Annotated in this window: 26 protein-coding genes; 11 read left to right on the top strand and 15 right to left on the bottom strand. The window is 31.9% G+C overall.

Translation table 11 applies throughout. The features are described from left to right. Positions 1-1,205 precede the first annotated feature (1,205 nt). Positions 1,206-1,670: an exosporium protein D gene (locus ACSG5Z_RS03185; protein ID WP_435710656.1), complete on the top strand. Its 465-nt coding sequence runs from the start codon at positions 1,206-1,208 to the stop codon at positions 1,668-1,670. A 342-nt stretch (positions 1,671-2,012) separates the two neighbouring features. Here ACSG5Z_RS03185 and ACSG5Z_RS03180 read toward each other — a convergent pair whose 3' ends face one another. Beyond that, positions 2,013-2,246, bottom strand: a complete 234-nt coding sequence (locus ACSG5Z_RS03180; protein WP_435711249.1) for a DNA-entry nuclease — start codon at positions 2,244-2,246, stop codon at positions 2,013-2,015. A gap of 1,884 nt (positions 2,247-4,130) precedes the next feature. Between ACSG5Z_RS03180 and ACSG5Z_RS03175 the strand changes: the two genes are divergently transcribed. Both ACSG5Z_RS03175 and ACSG5Z_RS03170 read left to right on the top strand, forming a co-directional pair. Next, on the top strand, positions 4,131-4,769 hold the full coding sequence (locus tag ACSG5Z_RS03175) for an exosporium leader peptide-containing protein (protein ID WP_435710655.1): 639 nt from the start codon (positions 4,131-4,133) through the stop codon (positions 4,767-4,769). 295 nt (positions 4,770-5,064) lie between these two features. Then, the gene (locus ACSG5Z_RS03170) at positions 5,065-5,919 is read left to right on the top strand and encodes an exosporium protein D (RefSeq protein WP_435710654.1); all 855 of its coding nucleotides are present in this window, start codon (positions 5,065-5,067) and stop codon (positions 5,917-5,919) included. 455 nt (positions 5,920-6,374) lie between these two features. Here the strand turns inward: ACSG5Z_RS03170 and ACSG5Z_RS03165 are convergent, their stop codons facing one another. The 9 genes from ACSG5Z_RS03165 to ACSG5Z_RS03125 all read right to left on the bottom strand — a co-directional run bounded on the left by ACSG5Z_RS03165 (position 6,375) and on the right by ACSG5Z_RS03125 (position 10,378). After that, entirely contained in the window at positions 6,375-6,764 is a 390-nt protein-coding gene (locus tag ACSG5Z_RS03165; RefSeq protein ID WP_435710653.1) for a hypothetical protein, read from the bottom strand. A gap of 36 nt (positions 6,765-6,800) precedes the next feature. After that, positions 6,801-6,992 (bottom strand): DUF3954 domain-containing protein, encoded by a 192-nt coding sequence (locus tag ACSG5Z_RS03160; RefSeq protein WP_086398571.1) that lies wholly within the window; start codon positions 6,990-6,992, stop codon positions 6,801-6,803. Between the two features lie 72 nt (positions 6,993-7,064). Further along, positions 7,065-7,427, bottom strand: a complete 363-nt coding sequence (locus ACSG5Z_RS03155) for a hypothetical protein (RefSeq protein ID WP_001125985.1) — start codon at positions 7,425-7,427, stop codon at positions 7,065-7,067. A 10-nt stretch (positions 7,428-7,437) separates the two neighbouring features. Then, entirely contained in the window at positions 7,438-8,421 is a 984-nt protein-coding gene (locus ACSG5Z_RS03150) for a DnaD domain-containing protein (protein WP_435710652.1), read from the bottom strand. A gap of 117 nt (positions 8,422-8,538) precedes the next feature. Then, complete coding sequence (locus ACSG5Z_RS03145) at positions 8,539-8,823, bottom strand: hypothetical protein (protein ID WP_435710651.1); 285 nt, start codon at positions 8,821-8,823, stop codon at positions 8,539-8,541. 173 nt (positions 8,824-8,996) lie between these two features. Beyond that, positions 8,997-9,218, bottom strand: a complete 222-nt coding sequence (locus tag ACSG5Z_RS03140; protein ID WP_002141496.1) for a hypothetical protein — start codon at positions 9,216-9,218, stop codon at positions 8,997-8,999. Positions 9,219-9,248: 30 nt separating this feature from the next. Continuing rightward, positions 9,249-9,764, bottom strand: a complete 516-nt coding sequence (locus ACSG5Z_RS03135) for a helix-turn-helix domain-containing protein (protein WP_435710650.1) — start codon at positions 9,762-9,764, stop codon at positions 9,249-9,251. Between the two features lie 67 nt (positions 9,765-9,831). Then, on the bottom strand, positions 9,832-10,131 hold the full coding sequence (locus tag ACSG5Z_RS03130; RefSeq protein ID WP_088063182.1) for a helix-turn-helix domain-containing protein: 300 nt from the start codon (positions 10,129-10,131) through the stop codon (positions 9,832-9,834). Positions 10,132-10,177: 46 nt separating this feature from the next. Then, entirely contained in the window at positions 10,178-10,378 is a 201-nt protein-coding gene (locus ACSG5Z_RS03125; protein WP_088063181.1) for a helix-turn-helix transcriptional regulator, read from the bottom strand. 145 nt (positions 10,379-10,523) lie between these two features. On the opposite strand from ACSG5Z_RS03125, the gene ACSG5Z_RS03120 reads away from it, so the two are divergent. From ACSG5Z_RS03120 to ACSG5Z_RS03110, 3 genes are all read left to right on the top strand, one after another. Then, positions 10,524-10,877, top strand: coding sequence for a helix-turn-helix domain-containing protein (locus ACSG5Z_RS03120; protein ID WP_088063180.1), 354 nt, complete (start codon positions 10,524-10,526; stop codon positions 10,875-10,877). A gap of 182 nt (positions 10,878-11,059) precedes the next feature. Continuing rightward, positions 11,060-12,859 (top strand): AAA family ATPase, encoded by a 1,800-nt coding sequence (locus ACSG5Z_RS03115; protein ID WP_435710649.1) that lies wholly within the window; start codon positions 11,060-11,062, stop codon positions 12,857-12,859. Then, positions 12,846-13,898, top strand: a complete 1,053-nt coding sequence (locus ACSG5Z_RS03110; RefSeq protein ID WP_088063178.1) for a hypothetical protein — start codon at positions 12,846-12,848, stop codon at positions 13,896-13,898. Before ACSG5Z_RS03115 ends, ACSG5Z_RS03110 begins: the two co-directional genes overlap by 14 nt. Before the next feature lie 200 nt (positions 13,899-14,098). Here ACSG5Z_RS03110 and ACSG5Z_RS03105 read toward each other — a convergent pair whose 3' ends face one another. Then, positions 14,099-14,401 (bottom strand): hypothetical protein, encoded by a 303-nt coding sequence (locus ACSG5Z_RS03105; protein WP_098054091.1) that lies wholly within the window; start codon positions 14,399-14,401, stop codon positions 14,099-14,101. A gap of 128 nt (positions 14,402-14,529) precedes the next feature. Here ACSG5Z_RS03105 and ACSG5Z_RS03100 point away from each other — a divergent pair, with 128 nt between their 5' ends. After that, positions 14,530-15,048: an ImmA/IrrE family metallo-endopeptidase gene (locus tag ACSG5Z_RS03100; protein WP_435710648.1), complete on the top strand. Its 519-nt coding sequence runs from the start codon at positions 14,530-14,532 to the stop codon at positions 15,046-15,048. Between the two features lie 20 nt (positions 15,049-15,068). Further along, positions 15,069-16,205: a site-specific integrase gene (locus tag ACSG5Z_RS03095; RefSeq protein ID WP_435710647.1), complete on the top strand. Its 1,137-nt coding sequence runs from the start codon at positions 15,069-15,071 to the stop codon at positions 16,203-16,205. Positions 16,206-16,444: 239 nt separating this feature from the next. Here ACSG5Z_RS03095 and spoVS read toward each other — a convergent pair whose 3' ends face one another. Next, positions 16,445-16,717, bottom strand: a complete 273-nt coding sequence (gene spoVS, locus ACSG5Z_RS03090; RefSeq protein WP_000427790.1) for a stage V sporulation protein SpoVS — start codon at positions 16,715-16,717, stop codon at positions 16,445-16,447. Positions 16,718-17,191: 474 nt separating this feature from the next. Here spoVS and ACSG5Z_RS03085 point away from each other — a divergent pair, with 474 nt between their 5' ends. Then, positions 17,192-17,812 (top strand): preprotein translocase, encoded by a 621-nt coding sequence (locus ACSG5Z_RS03085; RefSeq protein ID WP_435710646.1) that lies wholly within the window; start codon positions 17,192-17,194, stop codon positions 17,810-17,812. Between the two features lie 185 nt (positions 17,813-17,997). On the opposite strand, the gene ACSG5Z_RS03080 is transcribed toward ACSG5Z_RS03085, so the two are convergent. Next, the gene (locus ACSG5Z_RS03080; RefSeq protein ID WP_435710645.1) at positions 17,998-19,599 is read right to left on the bottom strand and encodes a lipase family alpha/beta hydrolase; all 1,602 of its coding nucleotides are present in this window, start codon (positions 19,597-19,599) and stop codon (positions 17,998-18,000) included. Positions 19,600-20,149: 550 nt separating this feature from the next. Here ACSG5Z_RS03080 and ACSG5Z_RS03075 point away from each other — a divergent pair. Continuing rightward, entirely contained in the window at positions 20,150-20,989 is an 840-nt protein-coding gene (locus tag ACSG5Z_RS03075) for an arylamine N-acetyltransferase family protein (protein ID WP_435710644.1), read from the top strand. Between the two features lie 93 nt (positions 20,990-21,082). Here the strand turns inward: ACSG5Z_RS03075 and ACSG5Z_RS03070 are convergent, their stop codons facing one another. Continuing rightward, positions 21,083-21,292, bottom strand: coding sequence for a hypothetical protein (locus ACSG5Z_RS03070; RefSeq protein ID WP_000830261.1), 210 nt, complete (start codon positions 21,290-21,292; stop codon positions 21,083-21,085). A gap of 216 nt (positions 21,293-21,508) precedes the next feature. After that, positions 21,509-21,661 (bottom strand): exosporium protein ExsG, encoded by a 153-nt coding sequence (gene exsG, locus ACSG5Z_RS03065; RefSeq protein ID WP_000395678.1) that lies wholly within the window; start codon positions 21,659-21,661, stop codon positions 21,509-21,511. A gap of 208 nt (positions 21,662-21,869) precedes the next feature. Here exsG and ACSG5Z_RS03060 point away from each other — a divergent pair, with 208 nt between their 5' ends. Further along, the gene (locus ACSG5Z_RS03060; protein WP_435710643.1) at positions 21,870-22,763 is read left to right on the top strand and encodes an excalibur calcium-binding domain-containing protein; all 894 of its coding nucleotides are present in this window, start codon (positions 21,870-21,872) and stop codon (positions 22,761-22,763) included. The last annotated feature ends 202 nt before the right edge of the window (positions 22,764-22,965 follow it).

Below are 22,965 nucleotides of genomic sequence, written 5' to 3'. Positions count from 1 at the left end.
AGCTCATATTGATCAGTAAAACATTCTAAACATTTTGGACAGATATACATTTGTATCACCACTTTCTTTTAAAATAAAATTTTTATTAACTTATATTCCCATATAACTCTTCCGATTCCGTTTATACTCTAACTGTGACTTTAAGTTACATACCAATTCTATAAAAAGGAGTAATTATGAAAATTTTAAAATACATATTACTTAACATTGGTTGGATTGCATTATTCGGAATATGGTGGGCTACATTCTTTCATTAAATGCATCTACCCACTGAATAAAACCCAATATTCCGTCCATACTATAGATAACCCATCTTTAATGTGCTGTAACCAGTTAGATTTTATTTAAGACTGAGCAGTTAGCTTTTGCTAGCTGCTCTTTTAGTTATTAGGAGTTTATAAGTAATTCAAATTTTCATTCCCTCGAATAAAATCCAATATTTCGTTAATACTAAGTACAAGCTGCTTTTTCCCCAAAGTAGTCCATTGTAGCAGGGTTTGTGAGAGCAGTTAGCTATGATAACTGCTCTTTTTTAGTTTGTCCGAATAAAATTCTAAATTCTGTCCAATACTATAAATGGGCTGATACAGCTTGAATTCACAGTGACCTCTGTAATTTTCTTTCTCCCTTTCTCTGAGGGCTGAGCAGTTAGCTTTTGCTAGCTGCTCTTTTATATTGAGTTAATAATAAAATTTAGGTCTTATTTCTTTTTTTACACCATATACTTCTAACCTAGACCCAGCTCAAAGTGTTACCTCCTATCTTAAAGAGCACTTATGCATGGTGCTCTTTTTTAGTTTCCTTATTTCTACAAAATGAAGTTTTTGTTTAGTTTTCTTTCATTTCCGAATAATATTTTCAACCCTGTTCATACTATTCTTGTACCTTTAAGTTACGAACTATTTCTGTAAGCGCAGCGTTTCTTTTGTACAACGAGCAGTTAGTTTTATTAACTAGCTGCTTTGTTGTACAAAAGAAATACTTTTTTTAAAACTGCACATTTATTAAGAACATACATAAAATATCATGTGGTATTCTTTTTCAATATTAGTTTTGGTCAGAGAGCGCCCTGGATGGCGCTCTTTAATTTTCAAATAACATTTCCAAGTAATTACGAGAGCGGATTTTAATATATTGTACAAGCACTATTTCGCTTTATTAAATAAACTATATAAACATCTAAAAGAAGGGAGCTTTAAATTCATATGGCTGATTACTTTTATAAAGATGGTAAAAAGTATTATAAAAACCAATCACATTCGGACCATCAAAAAAATAACTGTTTTGTTGAGACTCATACAATTGGTGGTTCAGGAGAAAATTTAAATGGAAATATACCTACATCTATTGACCTCCTAGATACCACTCCACAAATAGTATTTGAAGATTTCACCAACAATCACAATAAAACATTAATTCAGTTATTCGTTGTCGGTATGAGTGCACCCGTTCAAGTAAATATTCTAACAAGAAGATCTAGCATACCAATTACTACTACATTACAACCCGTTCAAACAAAAATATTTCAAGTTGAAGATTTTCAAAGTCTTACTCTTACAAAGCAGGAAGGTCCTACTAGTCTAGTTAGTTTATTTATTCAAAAAACATTTTGTATCTGCTGTAACGATAATAACGATTCATGTGATGAATATTACCACGAGTGCAATTAATAGATTAAATCGCAAAAAAAAAACCCTTTATATAAAAGTTTTTTTCCTTTCACTCCCCTCATTTTCCCATTTTTTATTAAAAATTCTAAAACATGTTAATACTATAGATACACCAAGGTTGAATACGAATGACCATTGTGTTCTTCTTATTCACGGAGCAGTTAGCTTTTGCTAGCTGCTCTTTTATTTGTAACAGGCACTCAATTAACTGGGCACTCATATAATATTCTGTGTTCCTTTCTCTATAAAAAAGTCGTTACAAAATGAGTCTCGTCACGAGAGCACTTTATTAAGTGCTCTTTTCTTGTTTCAAATACATACAAAATGAAATTTTTATTGTAATTACTCACCCATAGCTTTGTATTTTTCAAACATCCCATTCTTCCTCAGAACATTTACAATCTGCCTAATCGTGGTTTCTGTTCTCCCTAACGATAAAGCAATCCCTTTTACCTTTCCGAATCCATAATACTTACATATGTAGGCTAATTCTTTCGTTGCGTATGGCTTCCTGTGATTCGGATGGTAATCGGGATGGTACTTCATTCTGCCCTGTGTATCATATTGAACTTCCATCCTGATCACTTTCCTTTCAAATGAAGTTTTTATATAAAGTTTTCTCAACACCCATGCACTGGAAATAAATTCCCTTTTATGGTAACGTATTGGTAATCCCATAAAGTTCTATTGTTCCATTAAAAAGACCCGCACCCCTAATCGGGTCCTTTTTAATGTTTTCTACTCAAATAGTGTTTTTGTTCAAAATAATGCTCTCATCCATTTGGACATATTTACCAGTATTTTTACCAAAAAAATTCATGATATCGTTAATTAGTCGAGTACTTCATTACTTGACAATTCCCCTTAGAAGCCCCGTGAATAAACGGGGTTTCTTTTATTAACATTCGAGTTTCAATATATACCTGTAAAAATAATCAGTTAAATGTTAAAATTCCATAGATACTCTTTAGGGAGTTTTCATGTAATTAAACAAGAGTTTAAAAGTTCTCGAATCTTAGCCCCTTGGAGCGCCCTTCAAGGGGCTGAGCAGTTAACGTTTGTTAACTGTTCTTTTGTATTGAGTTAAAAATAAGTTTTAGGTCTTATTCCTTTTCTACATCATATACTTTTAACCTAACCATCCAGCTCAAAGTGTTACCTCCTATCTTAAAGAGCACTTATGCATGGTGCTCTTTTTTATTTTATTTTCTTTCATTTCCGCATAACATTTTTAACCCTGTTCATACTATTTTTGTAACTTAAAGTTACAAACTATTTCTGTAAGCGCAGCGTTTCTTTTGTACAACAAGCAGTTAGTTTTGTTAACTAGCTGCTTTGTTGTGTAAACGAAAGATTTTGTTTTAAAATTACACATATCTAAAAAACATACATATAATATCTTGGGTATCCTTTTTCAATATTAGTTTTGGTTAGAGAGCACTTTTAAGAGTGCTCTTTTAATGTATTGCAATGTATCACGTTTTACATACAATAAACATAGAATGCAATGAGCACGCAAGACATAGTTTCTATATAATCGTGTACATTTTTTGTACACGATTTTTTTATTAAATAAGAATTTTGTTTAAAATTCATCAACCTTATTGATTCCTTTGCATACATTATTATCACAAGGAATTTCACAGGTTTCTCTGGTCCAGTTTCCTTGAATTCCTTGCACACCTCATCGAAATAACCTACTTTAAATAGTGGGTTATTTTATTTTTGGTCATAAAAAAACTTTTGTTTAACTTTCATTCATTTTTTTGCTTATTTTGAATACATTACTATTAAGCCAAGAAATACACAGGTTTCTCTAGACCAGTTTCCTTGTATTCCTTGAACTCCTTGTACACAGAACCTGTTATTACTAACAGGTTCTTTAATTTTTGTCGTTATACAATAACTATTTTGTTTAAATTTTCATTATAAAAAGCATTTTTAGGCAAAACGAGCATATATTTTTATAGGGTGTTGTTGTTAGCGTCATGGGGGGGCTTTGGTCAAGCACTCCTATTTCTTAATTTACAAAATAATACTTTCATTAAAAAATCATTCATATTTCACTTTACGAATAATCTTTTTTATATCGTACATACTATCTGCAAGTCGACTTCCCACGGCTGTACTCTTTCAAAACGGAGCTCTCTCCTCCGTACCACTTGAGAACAGGCGGGTAACTTAATTAGTTGCCTGCCGTTTTTACGTATAATCGTAAAATTTCTTGTCCATACTTTTTAGAGAAAACATCTTATGCCATTTGGAGCGACCTCCAGCACATGATATTTGTACGGCCATTCCTATAAAAGGAGCGGTCTTATTTTATCTTTGCTTGCCCCTTTTCTATTCAAATAACGCTTTATGAAAATTCCATTGTCTAATTTCTCACTTGTCCATTTCGCTTTTCTCTATCCTTGCATTTACTATTAGTAATACTAACTATTCAGAGGTGAAAATATAATGGACGAGTTTTTATCTTCTGCTGCAATAAATCCTAATTTAGTTGGACCTACTTTACCACCTGTTCCACCATTCACAATACCTACTGGACCCACTGGATCTACTGGATCTACTGGACCGACTGGACCGACTGGGCCGACTGGACCCACTGGATCTACTGGATCTACTGGGCCGACTGGGCCGACTGGATCACTATCAGTAGCTTACGGAACTTTTTGGCAAACGGAAATCATTACAGTCCCTTTCGAATCCCCTTTTTCTTTTAATCAGGCTGACCCTATGGTAGGGGGAATTTCTCTGTTAAATCCAACCACAATTAATATCACACAAGCTGGGGATTATCGGATTTCTTTCATTTCCTCGATTAACTTGACTGTAGCCCTTTCATTCCCTTATTCGCCTACCATTTCTATACTATTAAATAACAGTCTGATTCCAAATTTCAAAGCTACTTTCGGTCTTTCAATACTAGATCCAGAGGATGTAGATTGCGCTCAACTCATTGGGGACACTATTTTATCAGTCCCAGCCAACTCAACACTTCAACTTATTAATAATAGCTTTGTAGGCGACACAGATATTCGTACATGCGATAACGGAATAAATGCTTTGGAATTAAACATTATCAAATTAAACTAGTACCAGTACTCCTTTAAAACTAGGTGCTATTATGGCATCTAGTTTTCAGTTTTCAATGATTTTTTTATACAAAGAATACACAAAAAATCAAAAATAAATTCATAAATTATTTTATATTCTTTTCTTTTTAGAATGAATAGTCTTTACAGAGCACTTCCCGAAGTGCTCTTACATTTACATATCAAATAACGTTTTTAATTAATTACGAGAGCGGATTTTATTATTTTTTACAATCACTCTATTCTTTTTTCAATAAAATATATAGATATCTCAAAGAAAGGAGAGCGACATAAGTATGGCTGATTATTTTTATAAAGATGGTAAAAAACAATCGTATTCTCACCATCAAAAAGACAACTGTTTTATCGAAACCCATACATTAACTGGTTCTAATACACCTTTAACTTTTACCGTACCAGCTAACACTTCAAGAACTATTTTTGAAGATTTTACAAATAACCATAATAAAACATTACTTGAATTCCGTAATCTCAGTACTTCTCAACCAATGGAAGTAACTATCCGAACAAGAAAATCTCGTATACCAATTACCGTTACAATAGTTGCAGGTGAAACAAGGGGATTTCAAGTAGAAGACTTCCAAAGCCTTACTCTCACAAATAATACTAATATCAATAGCAGCATTGGTATATTCATTCAAAAAACATTTTGTATCTGCTGCAATAATCAAAATGATTCTCGTAACAAGTATTATAAAGAGCAATCAAATTCTCACTATCAAAAAGATAACTGTTTCATCGAAACTCATACCGTAGCTGGTTCAGAAACTAACCCAACCGAAAATGCACCTTTAACTATTATCGTACCCCCTGACACTTCAAGAAGAGTTTTTGAAGATTTCACTAATAATCACAATAAAACATTACTTCAAATATCTGTTCCCGAAGATGTCTTTCCCATCGAAGTAACTATTCAAACAAGAAAATTTCCCACACCAATTATCGCGACTCTTGCTACAAATGAAACAAGAGTATTTCAAGTAGAAGATTTTCAAAGCCTTACTCTCACAAATAATACCGAATTCCTTAATTTCATTGAAGTATTGATCAAAAAGACATTTTGTATCTGCTGCAATGATAGGAATGATTCGTGCGATGAATATTACCGTGATTACGAATGTGAATGTTAGATTGACTCCCCAAAAGAATCCTTATAAAGGGTTCTTTTTCTTTTACCTTAGTATCATCTAATCATTCACATTTGTTCAACATTTCATCTCTTAACAAAATTCCAATTTAATTAATATCCTACAAAATAATACTTTCATTAAAAAATCATTCATATTTCACTTTACGAATAATATTTTTTATATCGTACATACTATCTGCAAGCCGATTTCCCACGGCTGTACTCTTTCCAAACGGAGCTCTCTCCTCCGTACCACTTGAGGACAGGCGGGTAACTTAATTAGTTGCCTGCCGTTTTTACGTATAATCGTAAAACTTCTTGTCCATACTTTTTAGAGAAAACATCTTATGCCATTTGGAGCAACCTCCAGCACATGATATTTGTACGGCCGTTCCTATAAAGGAGCGGTCTTATTTTATCTTTGCTTGCCCCTTTTCTATTCAAATAACGCTTTTATTAAAGTTTTATAGGTTTGTTTCTTTTAATAGGCTTAGTCGAATATGTAATCTCAACTTCTCTTGAATACTCAATTTCAAAACCGCATTTACCACAATTAATTGTGTCACTGTCTTGCGAACGCTCCCAGGCATCTATATCCTTTCCTCCACAATAGGGACATATTAAATGTTCTTCGTATTCAATTTCTTCTGGCGTAGACTGTAATTGTATTTCTCTAACACCTATCAGATTGTTTTGCGGATATTTCGCACAAACATGATAAACTTTACCATCTATCATAATGTTAGTGCTTATCGCTAAATCACAATCTACAACTCTTATAACTTCCGCTGTTTTATTCTTATCGAACCATAGTTCCATATCATATTTAACAATCGTATATTGCATCTCTAATTCCCCATTTCTAATAAAATTCAAATTTGATTATAGTAACTGTGTTTTTCGTTCTTCCATACGAATTACTTTTCCACTTTGATATACAAATGATTGTTCACCAAATCCACCTTGGGGTGGTTCTATTAGTTGGACCTGACCATTTTTAACAACATATATTCCGTTTATTTCCAAATCTATTTCAGCTGTCATTTCTACAAGATTTTCTTTAATAATTCCCATTAAGACCACTCCCGTATGTTATAATTACTTTGTCGAAGTAAGTTGAGAGTGATCTCAGCTTTTTTTATTTGTCTATAGATATTCCACAACATTATCGGGAATAAATGATTGTTCTAATGATAAATAAAGTCGTATTGAAATTGGTTCTTTATTATCTCTCGCAGACTTGCAAAGCTCCTCCGCTTCTTCCCAATCGAATTGCTTATCTTCCACTCGCTTAAATCTCCAAATTCCAATTGTATATTCCTCAAATAATTCATACTGATCATCTGGCGCTGTTGTTGGTTTTAATTCATCAGTAGCTCTTACTTGTTTTGGCACTTGAACAACTACATCCGTAAAACGAACTTTAGAATTTAATCGATGAATGTGTGCTTTCTCCGTATCGAATGCTACTACAGGCTCAACATCAAATATTGTTAACTGCTTTGGCATTACAATCCTCCTAAGCCTCTTTTTTATATTTAGCTAATACTTGTTCTAAACGTTTACGTTCACCCTCTAAATCCGTTTCATCGTGCTTTACAGGCTGAGATTGCACTTCTGTATCTTGTGTATGTAACCAATCAGGAACAATTTCTTTTCGAGCATTACTTCTCCCACCACGAGACTGGTATTTCTTACGGAATTGAGTTTGTGCAGCTTCAACATCAGTAATACTCTTATACCCCTTAGCATGCCAATCTCTTAAAATACCTTGTACATAAGACATATTAGGTGCATTCTTTTCTAAAGCTATTTTCATTGCTTTGATAACAAGCTGTGCATTCAAATCTTCAATCCACGCATTGATCCCTTCAGCCACAAATGGTTTAAGAACTCCAAAGTTTTGCTCATAAAATGCTATTGGATTTTCTTCTGCAACTTTTTTATCTCTTGAGCAGCTTGCTGCTTCTTCTTTTGTTTTTGTTTCTTCTTTTTCTTTTGTTTCTGTTTCTGTTTTTGTTTCTTCTTTTTCCTTCATAGGGTCTTCGAAGCCCCTTATAAGCCACTCAAAACGAGCTTGGAAGTATTCCTTAATACGAGGAATTTTAAAATCTTGCTGCTGTTCTAAATCTAAACATGTCTCATAAAAATCAATTAAAAAATCTTCACACTTAATATTCTGGATTTCTTTTAACACACACTTTTCAATATTCATATTTGTAATAGCATTGAATTTAAGCCAATTAATCAACATAATTTCTTTCGTCTTTTTGTTGTAATGAATTTTTCCGTAATCAGCAAACCGCTCTAGCAGCTTCTCAACCGTTTCACGGTTATACCCTGTATCCATTTCTATCACTCGTAGTGGAAGCTCATAGATACCACTCTGAGAAGTTTTGCTATTAGTCATTAAGTATAAGTAGAAGTATTTCTCCTCTGGTGTAAGATCTAAAACGAAAGCATCTTGCCAATATGAAACTTGAACAGGTCTATAAACTGCCATATTATTCATCCTCCATTGTTTTACTTGATTTGCTTTGATATACTTAATTCAATTCTATTTTTAGAAAGACTCTCTATAAGAGTCTAAAATCTATCACTCTGCCAAGTGATAGATTTTTTATTTTCTTCGACTAACTACTGATGCATTGATCCCCTGCCCTTGAAGGCTTTTAACAACCACACAATAACTCTTTGATACATCGTGATCCTCTTTTTCATTACGAAGGCTCTTGAATTCTTTTGCGCATCTATTTAATTCCTTCTCCCAATGATCTGCTTCATCTAATGAACCAGCATTGAACATGTTATGAATACATGTCACCATGCAGTTATGTAATTCATTTGCAAAAGCAAAATCACCTGGTAGAACTAAGTCGAACAGACGATTACATTCTACTTTCATAATTTGCTCCCCATTTTTAATAATTTGATACTGTACGCATCGTTATGACCAGAAAGTATATTAAGGGGTTAGAGTTAACTAATCTTTCTGATCATAACGACAAGCACAATTGCTTGTCGCATTAAATTGAAGTATGCTATAATTCATATGTTAATTTTCTTGGCTATCGCGGGCTATGCGGTAGTCTTTTCTTTTTTATTTTTGTTTTTCAAAACGAACGCTGCTTCTATAATTCGAATTCTTATCTCCATCAACTTCTTCTCTTGCTTTAAGTTTTTTGCTTTCCTATAGTCTCCACAAACTGATGCAATTCGAATATCACCATATAAATTTGCTTCCTTACGAATTAGAGCTTTATATTGATTTAAAGTTGGACTTGCATAATCAATCGTCATAACTTAAACCTCCCCAATAAAATAATTAAATTAAGCTTTTATATACTTCCTAGCTCGTAATGATACTTTCCAGTACTTAAAGATTTCTTTCATTGAAAAACCATATTGATCACATAGGACCGCTACGAGGCTCATCATTGAACCTGTAGCATCCAAGATTTCATGCATTACCTTTTTCAAATCTTCTTTCTCACTTTCGGACCAAGTTTGTGACGGCTTAAACCAACATACTGTATCGAGTTGTTCCAAAGCTTCATTTGTCTCTTGATAAACCATGTATCTCATACTTGTAGGATGAAGGTCTATATCCTCTCCATTGAAGAACGGGATACTTGCATGCCCTGTTGCTTCACTCCACATTTTAAAAAACAACTGTGGATCATCAATTCCTTCAGTAATACATTTTCGTAAATCTTCTGGTAACCGTCGTTGTTCAGTTTCATATTTTGCTAGTGACTCACGACTCACTGGGATTTCTAAGGAGAGTTGTTCTTGGGTGATTCCCTTTCGTTTGCGTGCCATAGCAACTTCTTTTCCTATGGACATCATTTACTTCCCCCATTCGTACCTAAAGCATTATTTATTTGTGACAACTTACTATGGTAATTTGTTATTAGACGGATTCTTTAAATGGATTGTAATACTCAGTATTGTTTTCTACCCATTCAGTGTGATTCTCCATCCACTTAAAAAGAAGGTGTGTAGGAATAAGAACCCCGGCTTCACGACATACTGGAAAATCAGAACGGTTTAATAATTCAGATGCTTTGGTACGTTTAATATGTAATAGTTCCATTAATTCTGTAATAGTTAAAAATGGTGGTAATTCTTTCATTGGCTGAAGATGTTCCGTTGCTTTTTTTACTTCTTCACGGATGATTTCGCGAAAAGATTCGATGTCGAAGTTAATCATAATTATCCTCCTTAGTAAATTCTATAAAACCACACATTTCGTGTTGTTAGTAATCAAAAAAAATAGATTGAACTGTTACACCATAAAAATTAGCCAATTTTACTTTGATGCTGTCTTTTGGAATTCTTTTTGCATTTTCATACATCTGTAATGTACTTACGCTAATCCCTATTTCCTCTGCAATTTTTTCTCTAGATTTTCCATTTCGTAAGCTAACTAGATTTTCTGCTACCTTTCTCTTTTCCATACCTTCCCTCCTCAATAACACGCATTGTGCGATTTACTCCCAATATAAACCGCACAATACGTGTTGTCAACACTTTTCGTGTGATTTCTTGTTAAAAACTTAATTAGATAACACACAGTGTGTTATTATATGGGCAGGTGATAATATGAAAACATTTGGTACCATACTTCGTGAACTAAGAAAAGAAAAAAAAATAACTCAAAAAGAGTTGGCTCTAACATTAAAACTTAGTGAAAGTACTATTGGCATGTATGAAAGAAATGAGCGACAACCTGATTATGACACTCTGAATAATATTGCTAACTATTTTGAAGTAACAACTGATTTCCTCCTTGGAAGAAAAATTAGCTATGAAGAACGTGCAGAAGAAATTATATTTGAAGATTCTGACCTAAATATATGGTTTAAAGATATTAAAGATGCTTCTCCAGAAAAACGTGAGGAATTAAAACGTTTTTGGACATTCATAATGCAGAATGAGAAATATAATAAAAATTAATATTTTTCATTAACAATAACACGCTTATATGCGTGTATTTGTTTTATTACCCATTCATTTTATCACTATATATACCTTTACCGATTCATACTAGAATTCATAATTAACCAGTTATCCAACAAAGATATTCCAATAACATATCTATAATAAAATTATTAAAATATGAAAGAATGGAGATCGCTATGCAAATACTATACTTATGGATGAATCAAAAAAAATATTTAGAGAATCTTTCCTTAAATTTTGGAGGAGAATTTTTATTTGACATAAAGGATAAAAATTTAACAATAGAAAAAAATTTTTCCTTTATAAAAGATTTTTTTTATACTAAAAACTTTTTAAATACAAGCTGTAAAGTTAATTCTGTAACTGGCATTGTTGGTGAAAATGGGACAGGTAAATCAACAATATTAGAATCAATAATGAACTTAATTGAAGAAAGAAATGCTATTGATTTTGATTTTTTTATCATATATAAAAAACAAAATAATTATTATTTCGATTTTTATATACAGGATGAACTAATATACGAAAAAAATATTATACATAAACAATCAACTATTATATTTAAAGATACATGTTTTAACTATCTCAATATTACAGAATCTTCACTTCAAGCTATTTTTTTCTCAAATGTATACGATATGAAGGCTGATTTAAATAACAAGAAAAAATCCATACGTACTTTTGATATATCGACAAATAATTTAGCTCAGGATGAATTTTATCTAAAAACAGAAATTTATAATCAAATTATGTTTACAAAAAAATTTGAACATGATTTAAAAATGAATGAAAAAATAAATATCCCTAAAGAAATACAACTCCACATGAACCATCACTATTTTTATAGTAGCGTTTTTAATAAAACTCTTTTAACGTTCAGTGATGGAACAAGTCTTTATAAGAATCCTAATGATTTTTTATCTATTGTATACGAAAATACCTACACTCCTTTCTATGAAAATATATTTACTCAGCTTGGAAAAGCCCCTTATAAATTGCAAAAGAATATAATTATGGATATAAGAAAGGATGTATTAACAGGACTAAAAACTCTAGATACAAATGTTGGTATTTTTAAAGAATTTTATCTTTCATTTAAAAAATCCATACAAAGTGCTTTAAAAAAGAAAAAACTAGATTCTCAAATCATTCATAGTTTTCTTAAGGATTTAGACAATAATTATGAAGCAATTCAGGAATTCATAGCTATCTTGTCCTCCTGGGAAATAATCAAACGCGATAACAATGAATTTTATATAAAAACAAACGATCCTAATATCCCTCAACTATTCGATTTATATAAGACTTGTAACTTCTCACTTCCTAAAATAGAAATGCATTGGTCTCAATTGAGTAGCGGTGAATATGCATTTTTAAGCTTATTTAGTAGATTCAACTCTATAGAAGAGCAATTAAAAAGTAATTCTTTAATTCTTATTGATGAAGGAGATTTATACTTTCATCCCCAATGGCAAAAAGATTGGCTTTATACTTTTATGGACATTATTTCTTATATGTATAAGGATAAGAACATTCAAATAATATTAACAACGCATTCACCCTTTATCTTATCTGATTTACCTAGTAACAATGTCATTTTCTTAAAAAAAGATAATGGTAATAATGTATGTACTGTAAAAAACTTAGAGGGTAATCAATTAACTTTTGCTGCTAATATTCATGATTTACTAACTAATTCTTTCTTTATGCACGATGGACTAGTTGGTAAATTCGCTCAGAATAAAATTAACAATTTAGTGGATGAAATATTAGATTCTTCCCCGGAACAAATAAGAAAAAACAGTTCTCGTATTAGAAACCAAATTGATATTATTGGCGAACCTATTGTAAAAAGAAAACTTTTAGACCTTTTTGGAGATAAAATAAAGTTAGATGTTTTAAGTATTAATGAAAAAATAGAAAAATTACAACAGCAAATTGATGAATTAAGGATGTTAAAAGATGATAAAAATTGAATTAAATGCTTCTATTCTTCAAAAACATTTAGCGTATTGTAAGGGGACCGAATCTGGAGCAAGTAAAAGTAGAATTCCATTGTATTCAATACTAAATAATGCAATTGAACATTGTAATGATGCGGATTTAAAAGAAATATTTGTATTTCTTTTAAAAAATTTCGAGACCCTTGTAATTGGTAAACCACTACAGCTAGACAAAATCAGAAAAAAAATCACTGCAAAAATAACTACTACTACTCTTAAAGAAGAGTGCTCAAAATTGCAAGCTAAAAGAAAACGGGCAATTAATACAGCCTTAGAAAAAATTTTTGTAAAAGAATATGATCGTTTTACAGATAGAAATGTTAAAGACTCTACTTTGTGGTGGGCATATGCCTTTGTTCGAAATGTAAACATATCAGTTTGTCCATATTGTAATAGTCAATATATTTTTACATATTTAAACGATACTGGCCGGACAAGACCTGTATTAGATCATTTTTTTTGTAAATCCGAATACCCTTTCTTAGCAATATCAATTTATAACTTAATTCCTTGCTGCAAGGTGTGTAATTCAGACCTTAAAGGATCAACTAAAGTTGACTTGAAAAATTTTATAAATCCATATTTAGATGAATTTGAAGGAAAAGTTCCATTTAAACGTGAATTTACTACAGGAAAAAAAGATAAAAGAGCTGAAATTGATTATTTTAGTGCTATTACTGGCGAATCCGATGATTTCAAAATAACATTGGATTTCAATAATATTCCAAAAGAAATGGTTAATCCATATAAAAAACACGCTGAATTGTTCCATATTGAGGAAATTTATCAATACCATAAATCTTATGTTAAAGATCTAATTGTTAAATCTAGAATCTATAACGATGTATATAATACCCAACTGAAAAATTCATATAGTAAATTATTTCAAGGTGACGATGATTTAAGTCAACTTCTCATGCCTAGTGAGGATCAAATGAATAATGTTATACTATCTAAATTAACTAGGGATATAATAAATATAGAGCTCAAAAGTAAATTTAATAAAGGATAAGCAAAAAAGCTGTTCTTAGGACAGCTTTTTTAGTTACACCCCATTATTGTTTATATATTTATACACTTTTCTTTTCAGATAAATCTCCAAAATGTCAATATTGATACCAGTCTCCTAATTTTCGAAGGTACATTTGATGCTACTTCTTTATGTCTACTCAATAGATTCATCTAAATTATCTCTAAATCTCATATTCGTTCTCATAAAAACAGAAGACAATTATTTTTATTACTATATTTTTTGATCATTAATTTAAAGCCATTTAGGTACTCTTCTACCTCTACTAACTCCATCATTATTGAAGTGAACATTTCAAGAGAAACACCAACGTTCTTATTAGAGCTTTCCTTATCAAATAAGATATAAATGTGAAGAAAACCCTTTTCTATTTGTGCCAGTGTGGCTCCTTCTTTAATTAAGTTAAAAGCTTTCCATCCTTTAGAATTCATAAATCGTTCCAATTTCCCATTATCTATAACACTAATATAGGCTTTTAATCCCATTAATAAATCTACAATATACTTTAAAATTATAGGAAATACTGTTTTTGGAGCCCCAATACTCTTCTATTTTTTTCATTTATACTATAAAATAAGAACGTGAGTTCTTATTTTATGAATGGAGTGAAAATATGTTTCAATCGCAACCCTACTACACAACACAACTTGAAGACTATATCCAGCACTTGTACCAATCCTTATCTATTATTGTTCCCGAGCAAATTGATATGATGGAGATTGCGAAAAAGCTAAACATTTGGCTGTACTTTGCTCCGTTTGGAAGTCATGCAATGGAAAGAAATCAAATAACTAACTTAGTTATTGATAATCGTATCTCTCAGAAAGAACAATGGGAGGATTTTGGTCATGAGACCTGTCACATCCTATTTCATTCTGGTAATCAATTATTAATGCACCAAATGTTTCTGGATTATCAAGAAGCAAAGGCTAAAAACTTCGCGCAACAATTTTGTGTACCTACTTTTATGTTACGAAAGCTTCCTCCCCTACAGTTAAACGCATATATAATCTCAGAAAAATTCAATGTAACAACACAATTTGCTAAAAAAAGACTTTTACATTATGAAAATCAATTATTAGCAAGTAAATTACAGAATCAAATATCACAATACTGTAATTTTCAAAAATAACGATTCAGGAGGTATTGAATATGAAAGGAAGTTTTCGTAAACGTGGAAATACGTGGTCTTTTACAATAGATATCGGTATAGATCCAGCAACAGGAAAACGCCAGCAAAAAAGTAAAAGTGGATTTAGAACAAAAAAAGAAGCCCAAAATGCTGCTGCAACGATGATTACAGAGATAGAGAAAGGAATATATTTTGATGACAAACAATTAACTGTTTTAGATGTATGGGAAAAGTTAAAGCCTCTTCGTAAAGCTGAATTAAAAATTACATCTTATGAAAAAGACATGAGCTTAGTTAAGCTCTATATCCTTCCCCCATTTAGTTATAAAAAAATTAAAAGTATTAAGTCCGTAATGATTCAAAGCTACTATGCTGAACTTAAAGAAAAAGGCCTGTCAAATGGTACAATCAGCAATATCCATCGCTGCTTCAGATGCATATTCAAACATGCAGTAGAATGGGAAATCATACATGATAATATAATGAATAAGGTTAAAAAACCACGTGAAGAGCAAGGCGAGATGAAAACATGGTCTAGCGAAGAATGTAATCGATTCCTCCAGTATCTAAAAGAAAAAAATATTAAGTACCATATGTTCTTCTTACTCGCAATCTATACAGGTATGAGACGCGGAGAATTACTTGCACTAACGTGGAAAGATATTGACTTTGATAATAAACGTATCCTGGTTAATAAATCACTTGTAAAAACAGAAAAAGGACTATTTAAAGCTACTACAAAAACTAAGTCTTCAAATAGAAGCATTAGTATCTCTTCTTTTGTTATAGAGAAGTTACAATCCTACTACTCCTATAAAAAGAAAGAATTTTTCCGCTGGGGTATACACTTGAGTGCAGAGGCATTTATTTTCACCGGCAATACAATACATTCGCCCTTACATATAGATGCTCCTCATCGCTTTTTGAATGATCACTATAAAAAAGCTGGTGTTCCTCGGATTCGTATACACGACTTACGACATACTCACGCTACACTCATGCTTCAGGCTGGGGAACATCCTAAAATCGTACAAGATCGCTTAGGGCATTCATCTATTCAAATGACTTTAGACAAGTATAGTCACATCACACAGAATATGCAGCAACAAGCAGCAGAAAACTTCGAGAGCATAATAAAATCTAATGAAAACACCTGATAAAAAATGAAAAGATTTAATGTGAGCAAAATGTGAGCATCAAGGGAAACCAACACTTATAAACCTTGATATAATAAGGTTTTTCATACTATATCGTTGAATCTTGGGAGAAGAATGAGCAGTTTTAGGGATGTTTATTTTCACAAAACAAAAAAGTGTCAAAAATGCCTGTTATACAAGCATTTTTGACACTTTTTGTTTGTTATGTTAAATTTCATTTCAATACTGAATTACTGCAGTTACCTTTTCCTTCTAGGACCTACAATTAATTTAATCGCCGTTCTTTCTTGATCATTAATAGTAACCTCTTGAAATGCTGGAACAAAGGCCAAATCAATACCACTTGGAGCAACAAATCCTCTTGCGATTGCAATTGCTTTTATCGCTTGATTTATAGAACCTGCCCCAATCGCTTGAATTTCCACATTGCCACTTGTTCTTAGTACACCAGCTATTGCACCTGCTACTGAATTTGGTTTTGATTTTGAAGATACCTTTAATATATTTTCCATGTAAGTTGCTCCCTCTATTATTTAATCGCTCTTTTGTTACGGTTTAAAATATTTCAACGTATCTTTTATTACTATTCACACCAAAAGCAAACAATGCTACATATGTACATTCATTCGATACTTTTCGTCTTCTTCCTGCCCCACTACGTAAATAAAAGATAATAACCATAAACTCTAATATGCAAACACCTCAAAATAGACATTCACTTAAACGATCACATCATTGCAACTGAGGATAATGGTTTTACTTTCACATGTAAAATATGAGTGCCCGCTTTACTTCAATCTTTCAAGATATTCCACTGATATTTCCACCAAAACATCAACCTTTTCTTCTTCAAAATCGTTACAGCTACTATTCTATTACTATATTTCATCGTATTAGCACTTTATACTCCAAATCTATCACCTTTTATATAAGACAAGCATAAAATACTATGAGTATACACTTCATTCATAATAGGAGGTAATATATTGGGTTCATACTATCATTCTTCAAATTCAAATAAAAAATGTTCATGTAACTCTTCTTCCAGTTCCTATAAAAAATGTTCATGCAACTCCTCTTCTAGTTCCTATAAAAAATGTTCATGCAACTCCTCTTCTAGTTCCTATAAAAAATGTTCATGTGACCATTCACATAAAAAAAGCTGTCCAGCATACGGCACTTTTTGGCAAACTGAGTTTATAACTGTTCCTTTCGGAGATCTTTTTCCATTTAATCACGTTGGCCCTATAGCAGGAGGAGTTTCCTTACTAAATCCTACTACTATACAATTTAGTCAAGCTGGTGATTATAGAGTTTCTTTCATTTCAACGATTAACACTACTTCAAATCCTGTATTTCCACATATTCCAGTCATGACTATATTTTTAAATAATAATCCACTTGCTAATAGTCAAGGTGATTTCGCTTTCCAAATGAATACTTCATCAAATAACGAATGTCTTCAACTAGCTGGCGAAACGATTGTTACAGTGACAGCTAATTCCACTCTTCAACTGAAAAATAATAGTGGTTTTAATCGTCAAAGTATTGCAACTTGTGATAATGGTATTAATTCAGTTGAATTAACAGTTATAAAACTAAGTTAATAATCCTCTTCACATTCAGATGCTATTTCAGCATCTTTTTTTATTGAATAATGCTCTTTTGATTCCTATAATCAAACATAAATTCCATTGTACGTTTCTGTTAATCTAATAAACATGAAAAAAGTACCGAATTCTTCTACTACAAAAGTTCGGTACTTTTTATATTAAAAACTTCTCATTCTTTCTTACTTCTCCACATAAACCGACTTAACAATTGTACGATTATACGGTTGTCCTTCTTTATTCGTCCCTTTTATATCCATCGTAACGTTATATACTCCTGGTTGCTTTATGTCCTTCAAAGCACCAGTAAACGTATTGTTATTACCCTTTTGTAATTCATTGTATTCAGAGACTAGTTTCCCTTCTTTATTAACTACTCTTACTGTTATAGAAAGATCCCCTTTCATTTCAGGTGCCACAGGTGATTTTTTCAGTTTATACTCAGATTTATTCACTTTAACTTTTGTAGGCATTTGGAGAACAAATGGTGCACCACTATTGTAATCGCTTACAATTAAAAATGCATCTTTCGACTGCTTCGCCATCATTTTAACTTTCCATTCTCCTACATCCATTTTATCAAATTTAAATGTTCTAATTGTCGCACCACCAAAGAAAGATTCACCTTCACCAGTAGTAATAACGCTATCCTTATTTGTATACATTTTTCCTTTTGGAGACATCATTTGTACTTCTACATCAGAAGACGCTGTTAAGATAGAAACTATTCCTTCAGCTTTTTTATCAACCGTAACAGTTTGCTCTATCCATTGATTTTGTGGCAATTCTCCTCCTAAAATGTTTTGATTTGAAGTTATATTTAGTTGTTCTATATTTTCATTTGAACTAGTGCTGGATGCTACTAAAGCTGGTACAGCTACATTTGATGTACGTAAATATGGTTCAATTCGAGAGAAAACAGCAGATCCTTTTCGTATATTATCATGATCAAATCTGGAATCTGTAAATAAATGCGTTCCATACGGTAACTTAGCACTCCACTCATTTACTAGTCCATCATTTGAACCGTATGATGACAAATAGAACCCGCCCATAGATAGCGCAGAAAATACTGGTCCCCAGCTAGTCCCAGTAGCCGTATAGTAACGGTTTAATTTAGCTGCTGGATTATTATCAATCGTTGAACGAAATTTTGCCATTTCGCCCATTTGTAATGAGTACGTACCATCATCTTTTTGACCTAAAATAGAAGCAAGCCATCCTGCCCACCAACTATATGATAAGTCCGCTAAATTTGAGCCATGATGTGGCGTCGCAAGCGTAATAACATTTCCTACAAATCGATTTGCACCATATCCTACTAATGCAGCCTGTGTATCGATACCGCCTTTACTATGTGCTACAATATTAACTTTTTTACCGAAATGATTATATATTTCTTCTAACTTTTGTGCTAACAATTTTCCGTTGTCCCACTGACTAGCTGACCCTTTCCCAGCAGCATCATATAATTGTATAAATACTGTTTGATAGCCCGCTTTCAAAGCATAGTCATACATATCATTTATATCGTGATACACTGTTTTTCTATACCAACTATCAGCATTCCCATTCCTTCCTTGTACAAAAAGAATTGGAGGCTTATTCTCATCATAATTAGCAGGTTTTTGACCAAAAAACCATTCTCCAGGTGTAAATACTTCTGTATCAGGAAATCCCTTTCCAAGCTCTTTTACAACTTCTGCCCGTACATTCGTGCTAATCATTGGAGCCATAATTAAAAATACAATCAGTAAGGCAACACATCTTCTCATCAATCGCATGTTACTCCCCCCACTTTTTTTGAAAGAAGGTGCTCTTTGTAATATTTTTTTATCTTCTCTCTTAATACTAGATAATCTTTTTACTTAAACAAAATCTTGTCCCTATTTGCAAGAGATTACTAGTACACCTTCTTTCTTAACTCACGTTATTCTCTTTGTTTCTATCTCTTCCTTTTGAGAGAACACTATAAAAAAGTTTCTCAATAATTGTTAACCGTACTAAATCCAAATATCTCTAAATCATTATTGTCTATATAAAGTATACAAATCTTGAAAAAACTTTAGGAAAAAAACACTTTATTACCACCTAGTTATAAAAAAGATTAATGAAGATATGTACTTTTATTTAATTTTATACAAAACAAACGAATAGAGGCTTATACTGTAAGACTTTCCTACCATTAAATTTTAAACTGAAATTTCCGAATAGAAAATAATATTTCGAGAAACATATATTATGATAATTTTCGCAGACTTGAATTAAACTTTTATAAGTACTAACCTATCGGTGAGCAGAAGAAAATTCTGTAAAAAGAAAGGAGAATGCTTTATGATGACCAATTTACAAAAGGAGTTTTTTAAACGACTAAAAATTCCTGCAAAAGAAATAACATTTAATGATTTAGATGAAATTCTCTTGAAAATGGGCTTGATTCTCCCCTATGAAAATCTCGATATTATGGCTGGTACTATTAAAAACATCTCAAAAAATAACTTAGTAGAAAAGTTACTAATTCAAAAACGAGGCGGTCTTTGTTATGAATTAAACTCCTTATTGTATTACTTTTTAATGGATTGTGGGTTTCAAGTATATAAAGTAGCTGGTACTGTTTATGATCTTTACGATAATAAATGGAAACCCGATGATGGTCATGTCATTATCATATTAAATCATAATTATAAAGATTATGTTATAGACGCAGGTTTTGCATCTCATCTACCTCTATATCCCGTCCCTTTTAACGGAGAAGTGATTTCTTCTCAAACGGGAGAATATCGAATTCGCAAACAAACTACCCGAAAAGGTACACACATTTTAGAAATGAGAAAAGGAGCTAACGGGGAATCTACAAATTTCTTGCAATCTGAACCTTCACACGAATGGAAAATAGGCTATGCTTTCACTTTACATCCAATAAATGAGAAAAAAGTGAATAACATTCAAAAAGTGATTGTAGAGCATAAAGAATCGCCTTTTAATAAAGGGGCTATTACTTGTAAATTAACTGATTATGGTCACGTATCATTAACAAATAAAAATTATACAGAAACCTTTAAAGGCACAAAAAATAAACGACCAATAGAATCAAAAGATTATGCTCGCATTCTTCGTGAATCTTTTGGAATAACACAAGAAAAATATGTAGGAAAAACACTAGAAAGAGGATAGTTGACTAGAAGTATTTCATAATAAAGCAGATTCCATATTTAGAATCTGCTTTATTTTATATTTTGTTATAAAGAATTTTTTTGCTGGTATCCTTTAATTTTCAATGATATACTCATCATCATATTTATCATATTGGAGGCCTGATCCTATTTTTGATTCCGTAACTTGATCTCTTAAAAACGGTGCAGCTTCCATTTTGCTAGTTGCAATTTCAATTCCATATTTTTTCGTTAAATGGGCTAATTCTATTAAAAACCACTCTCTTCGCAATGTAACTGGAATATCCAATGTTCTTCTTTTCATATATAATAGCACCTCTTTAATTTCATAACTTAATGAACATCACTACATGCACGTGTGAAAACTACTTTTCATCACTAACATCCAATGAAACATTATAGTATATGCATGTCCATTTTAAACGTGCTATTACAAAACAATATTTCAGTTTACATAATCATATTATGTAAGAGTAGAAGAGAAAGGTATATCCCTTCCCTTCTACTCTAGAAACTTAAATTAAGAACATCTTGGTACACCTAAAGCTAAGAATAAACCTGCTACTCCCGCAGTAATCGGTACTTTTAACGTAATAACATCGTCTACTTTCGTTACTAAAAAGAAAGCATTACCTTCTTGTAATATACAAGTTACCAATAATTGAAATTCCATTTAAACCCCCTCCTTTCAATCGTTATATTACACTTTATGAATTTTCCTCAAAAATGTAACAGGGAATATATCCATTTTTCCTTATATATGAAATAAATGTTTATAAATCTATTAAAAATACTAATTTTCTAAATTTATATAAATCGTGTAATATCCAATAAGTTCCTATATAATCAATAGTGAAAATCTTACAAATGGAGGTATAAAAATGGCAACTTTGAGTAATATTGGTGCAGCTTTATTTTTTATTGCTTTTATTCTTTTAATACTATGTATCATTTCATTCTTTAAGAAAAATGGAAAAGCAAAACAATATGGTCGTCCTACTGTTATTCTTTTTATGATTTCAATTCTCTTAACAGGAATGGGCACTACAAAATCTGAACACCCAGTCATCGATTTTTTTGCTACTTTAAGTTTAATTTTATTTATTTTTTTCCTTGTTCTAGCAATCTTATCCGTAATTAAAAAGACAGGTGTAGCAAAAAAACAATTTATTATCACTGCTATTTTATTTGTCATTTTTGTTGCATTATCAAGTATTTCAGCTCCTTCTTCTGAAAAGACGACAGCAACAAATAAACAAGTCGCTTCTAATAATGCAGAGAAAAAAGATGATAAAAAGAAAGAAGCGGACGAGAAAACTCAAAAGCAAGAAGATGAGAAGCGTCTAGCCGATGAACAAGCTCGTAAGCAAGAGGATGAAAAACGTCTAGCCGATGAACAAGCTCGCAAACAACAAGAAGAGCAAAAACGCCAAGCCGAAGAGCAAACTCGCAAACAACAAGAAGAGCAAAAACGTCTAGCTGATGAACAAGCTCGTAAACAACAAGAAGAGCAAAAACGTCAGGCTGATGAGCAAGCTCGTAAACAACAAGAGGAACAAAAACGCCAGGCTGATGAGCAAGCTCGTAAACAACAAGAGGAACAGAAAAAAGCACAGCAAGCTCAAACACAACCTGCTGTAAGTAACAATAGTAATGTAACTTACGCAAATTGTGCCGCAGTTAGAAGTGCTGGGAAAGCTCCTTTATATAGAGACCAACCAGGTTATAGTTCTAAACTTGATCGTGATGATGATGGAGTCGCATGTGAAAAATAGTAATAAAAAAAGAAGCTTCTAGTAAGCTTCTTTTTTATTACATAGTATTGCAACTATTTACCTCCCCTCCCTCTTCCTTTTATAAAACTCATTTTATTATTCTCAAATCAGACACATAATAAGTGATTTCAATCACCACATTGTTTTTCATTTATCGCTATTCTTAATTTAGATATTACATTTAAACTTTATGGAGGCATTC

It is taken from the genome of Bacillus pretiosus (assembly GCF_051294775.1).
GTDB lineage: Bacteria > Bacillota > Bacilli > Bacillales > Bacillaceae_G > Bacillus_A > Bacillus_A wiedmannii.
Note: the sequence above shows the minus strand (reverse complement) of the source record. Positions and strands in the feature narration are given on the sequence as shown.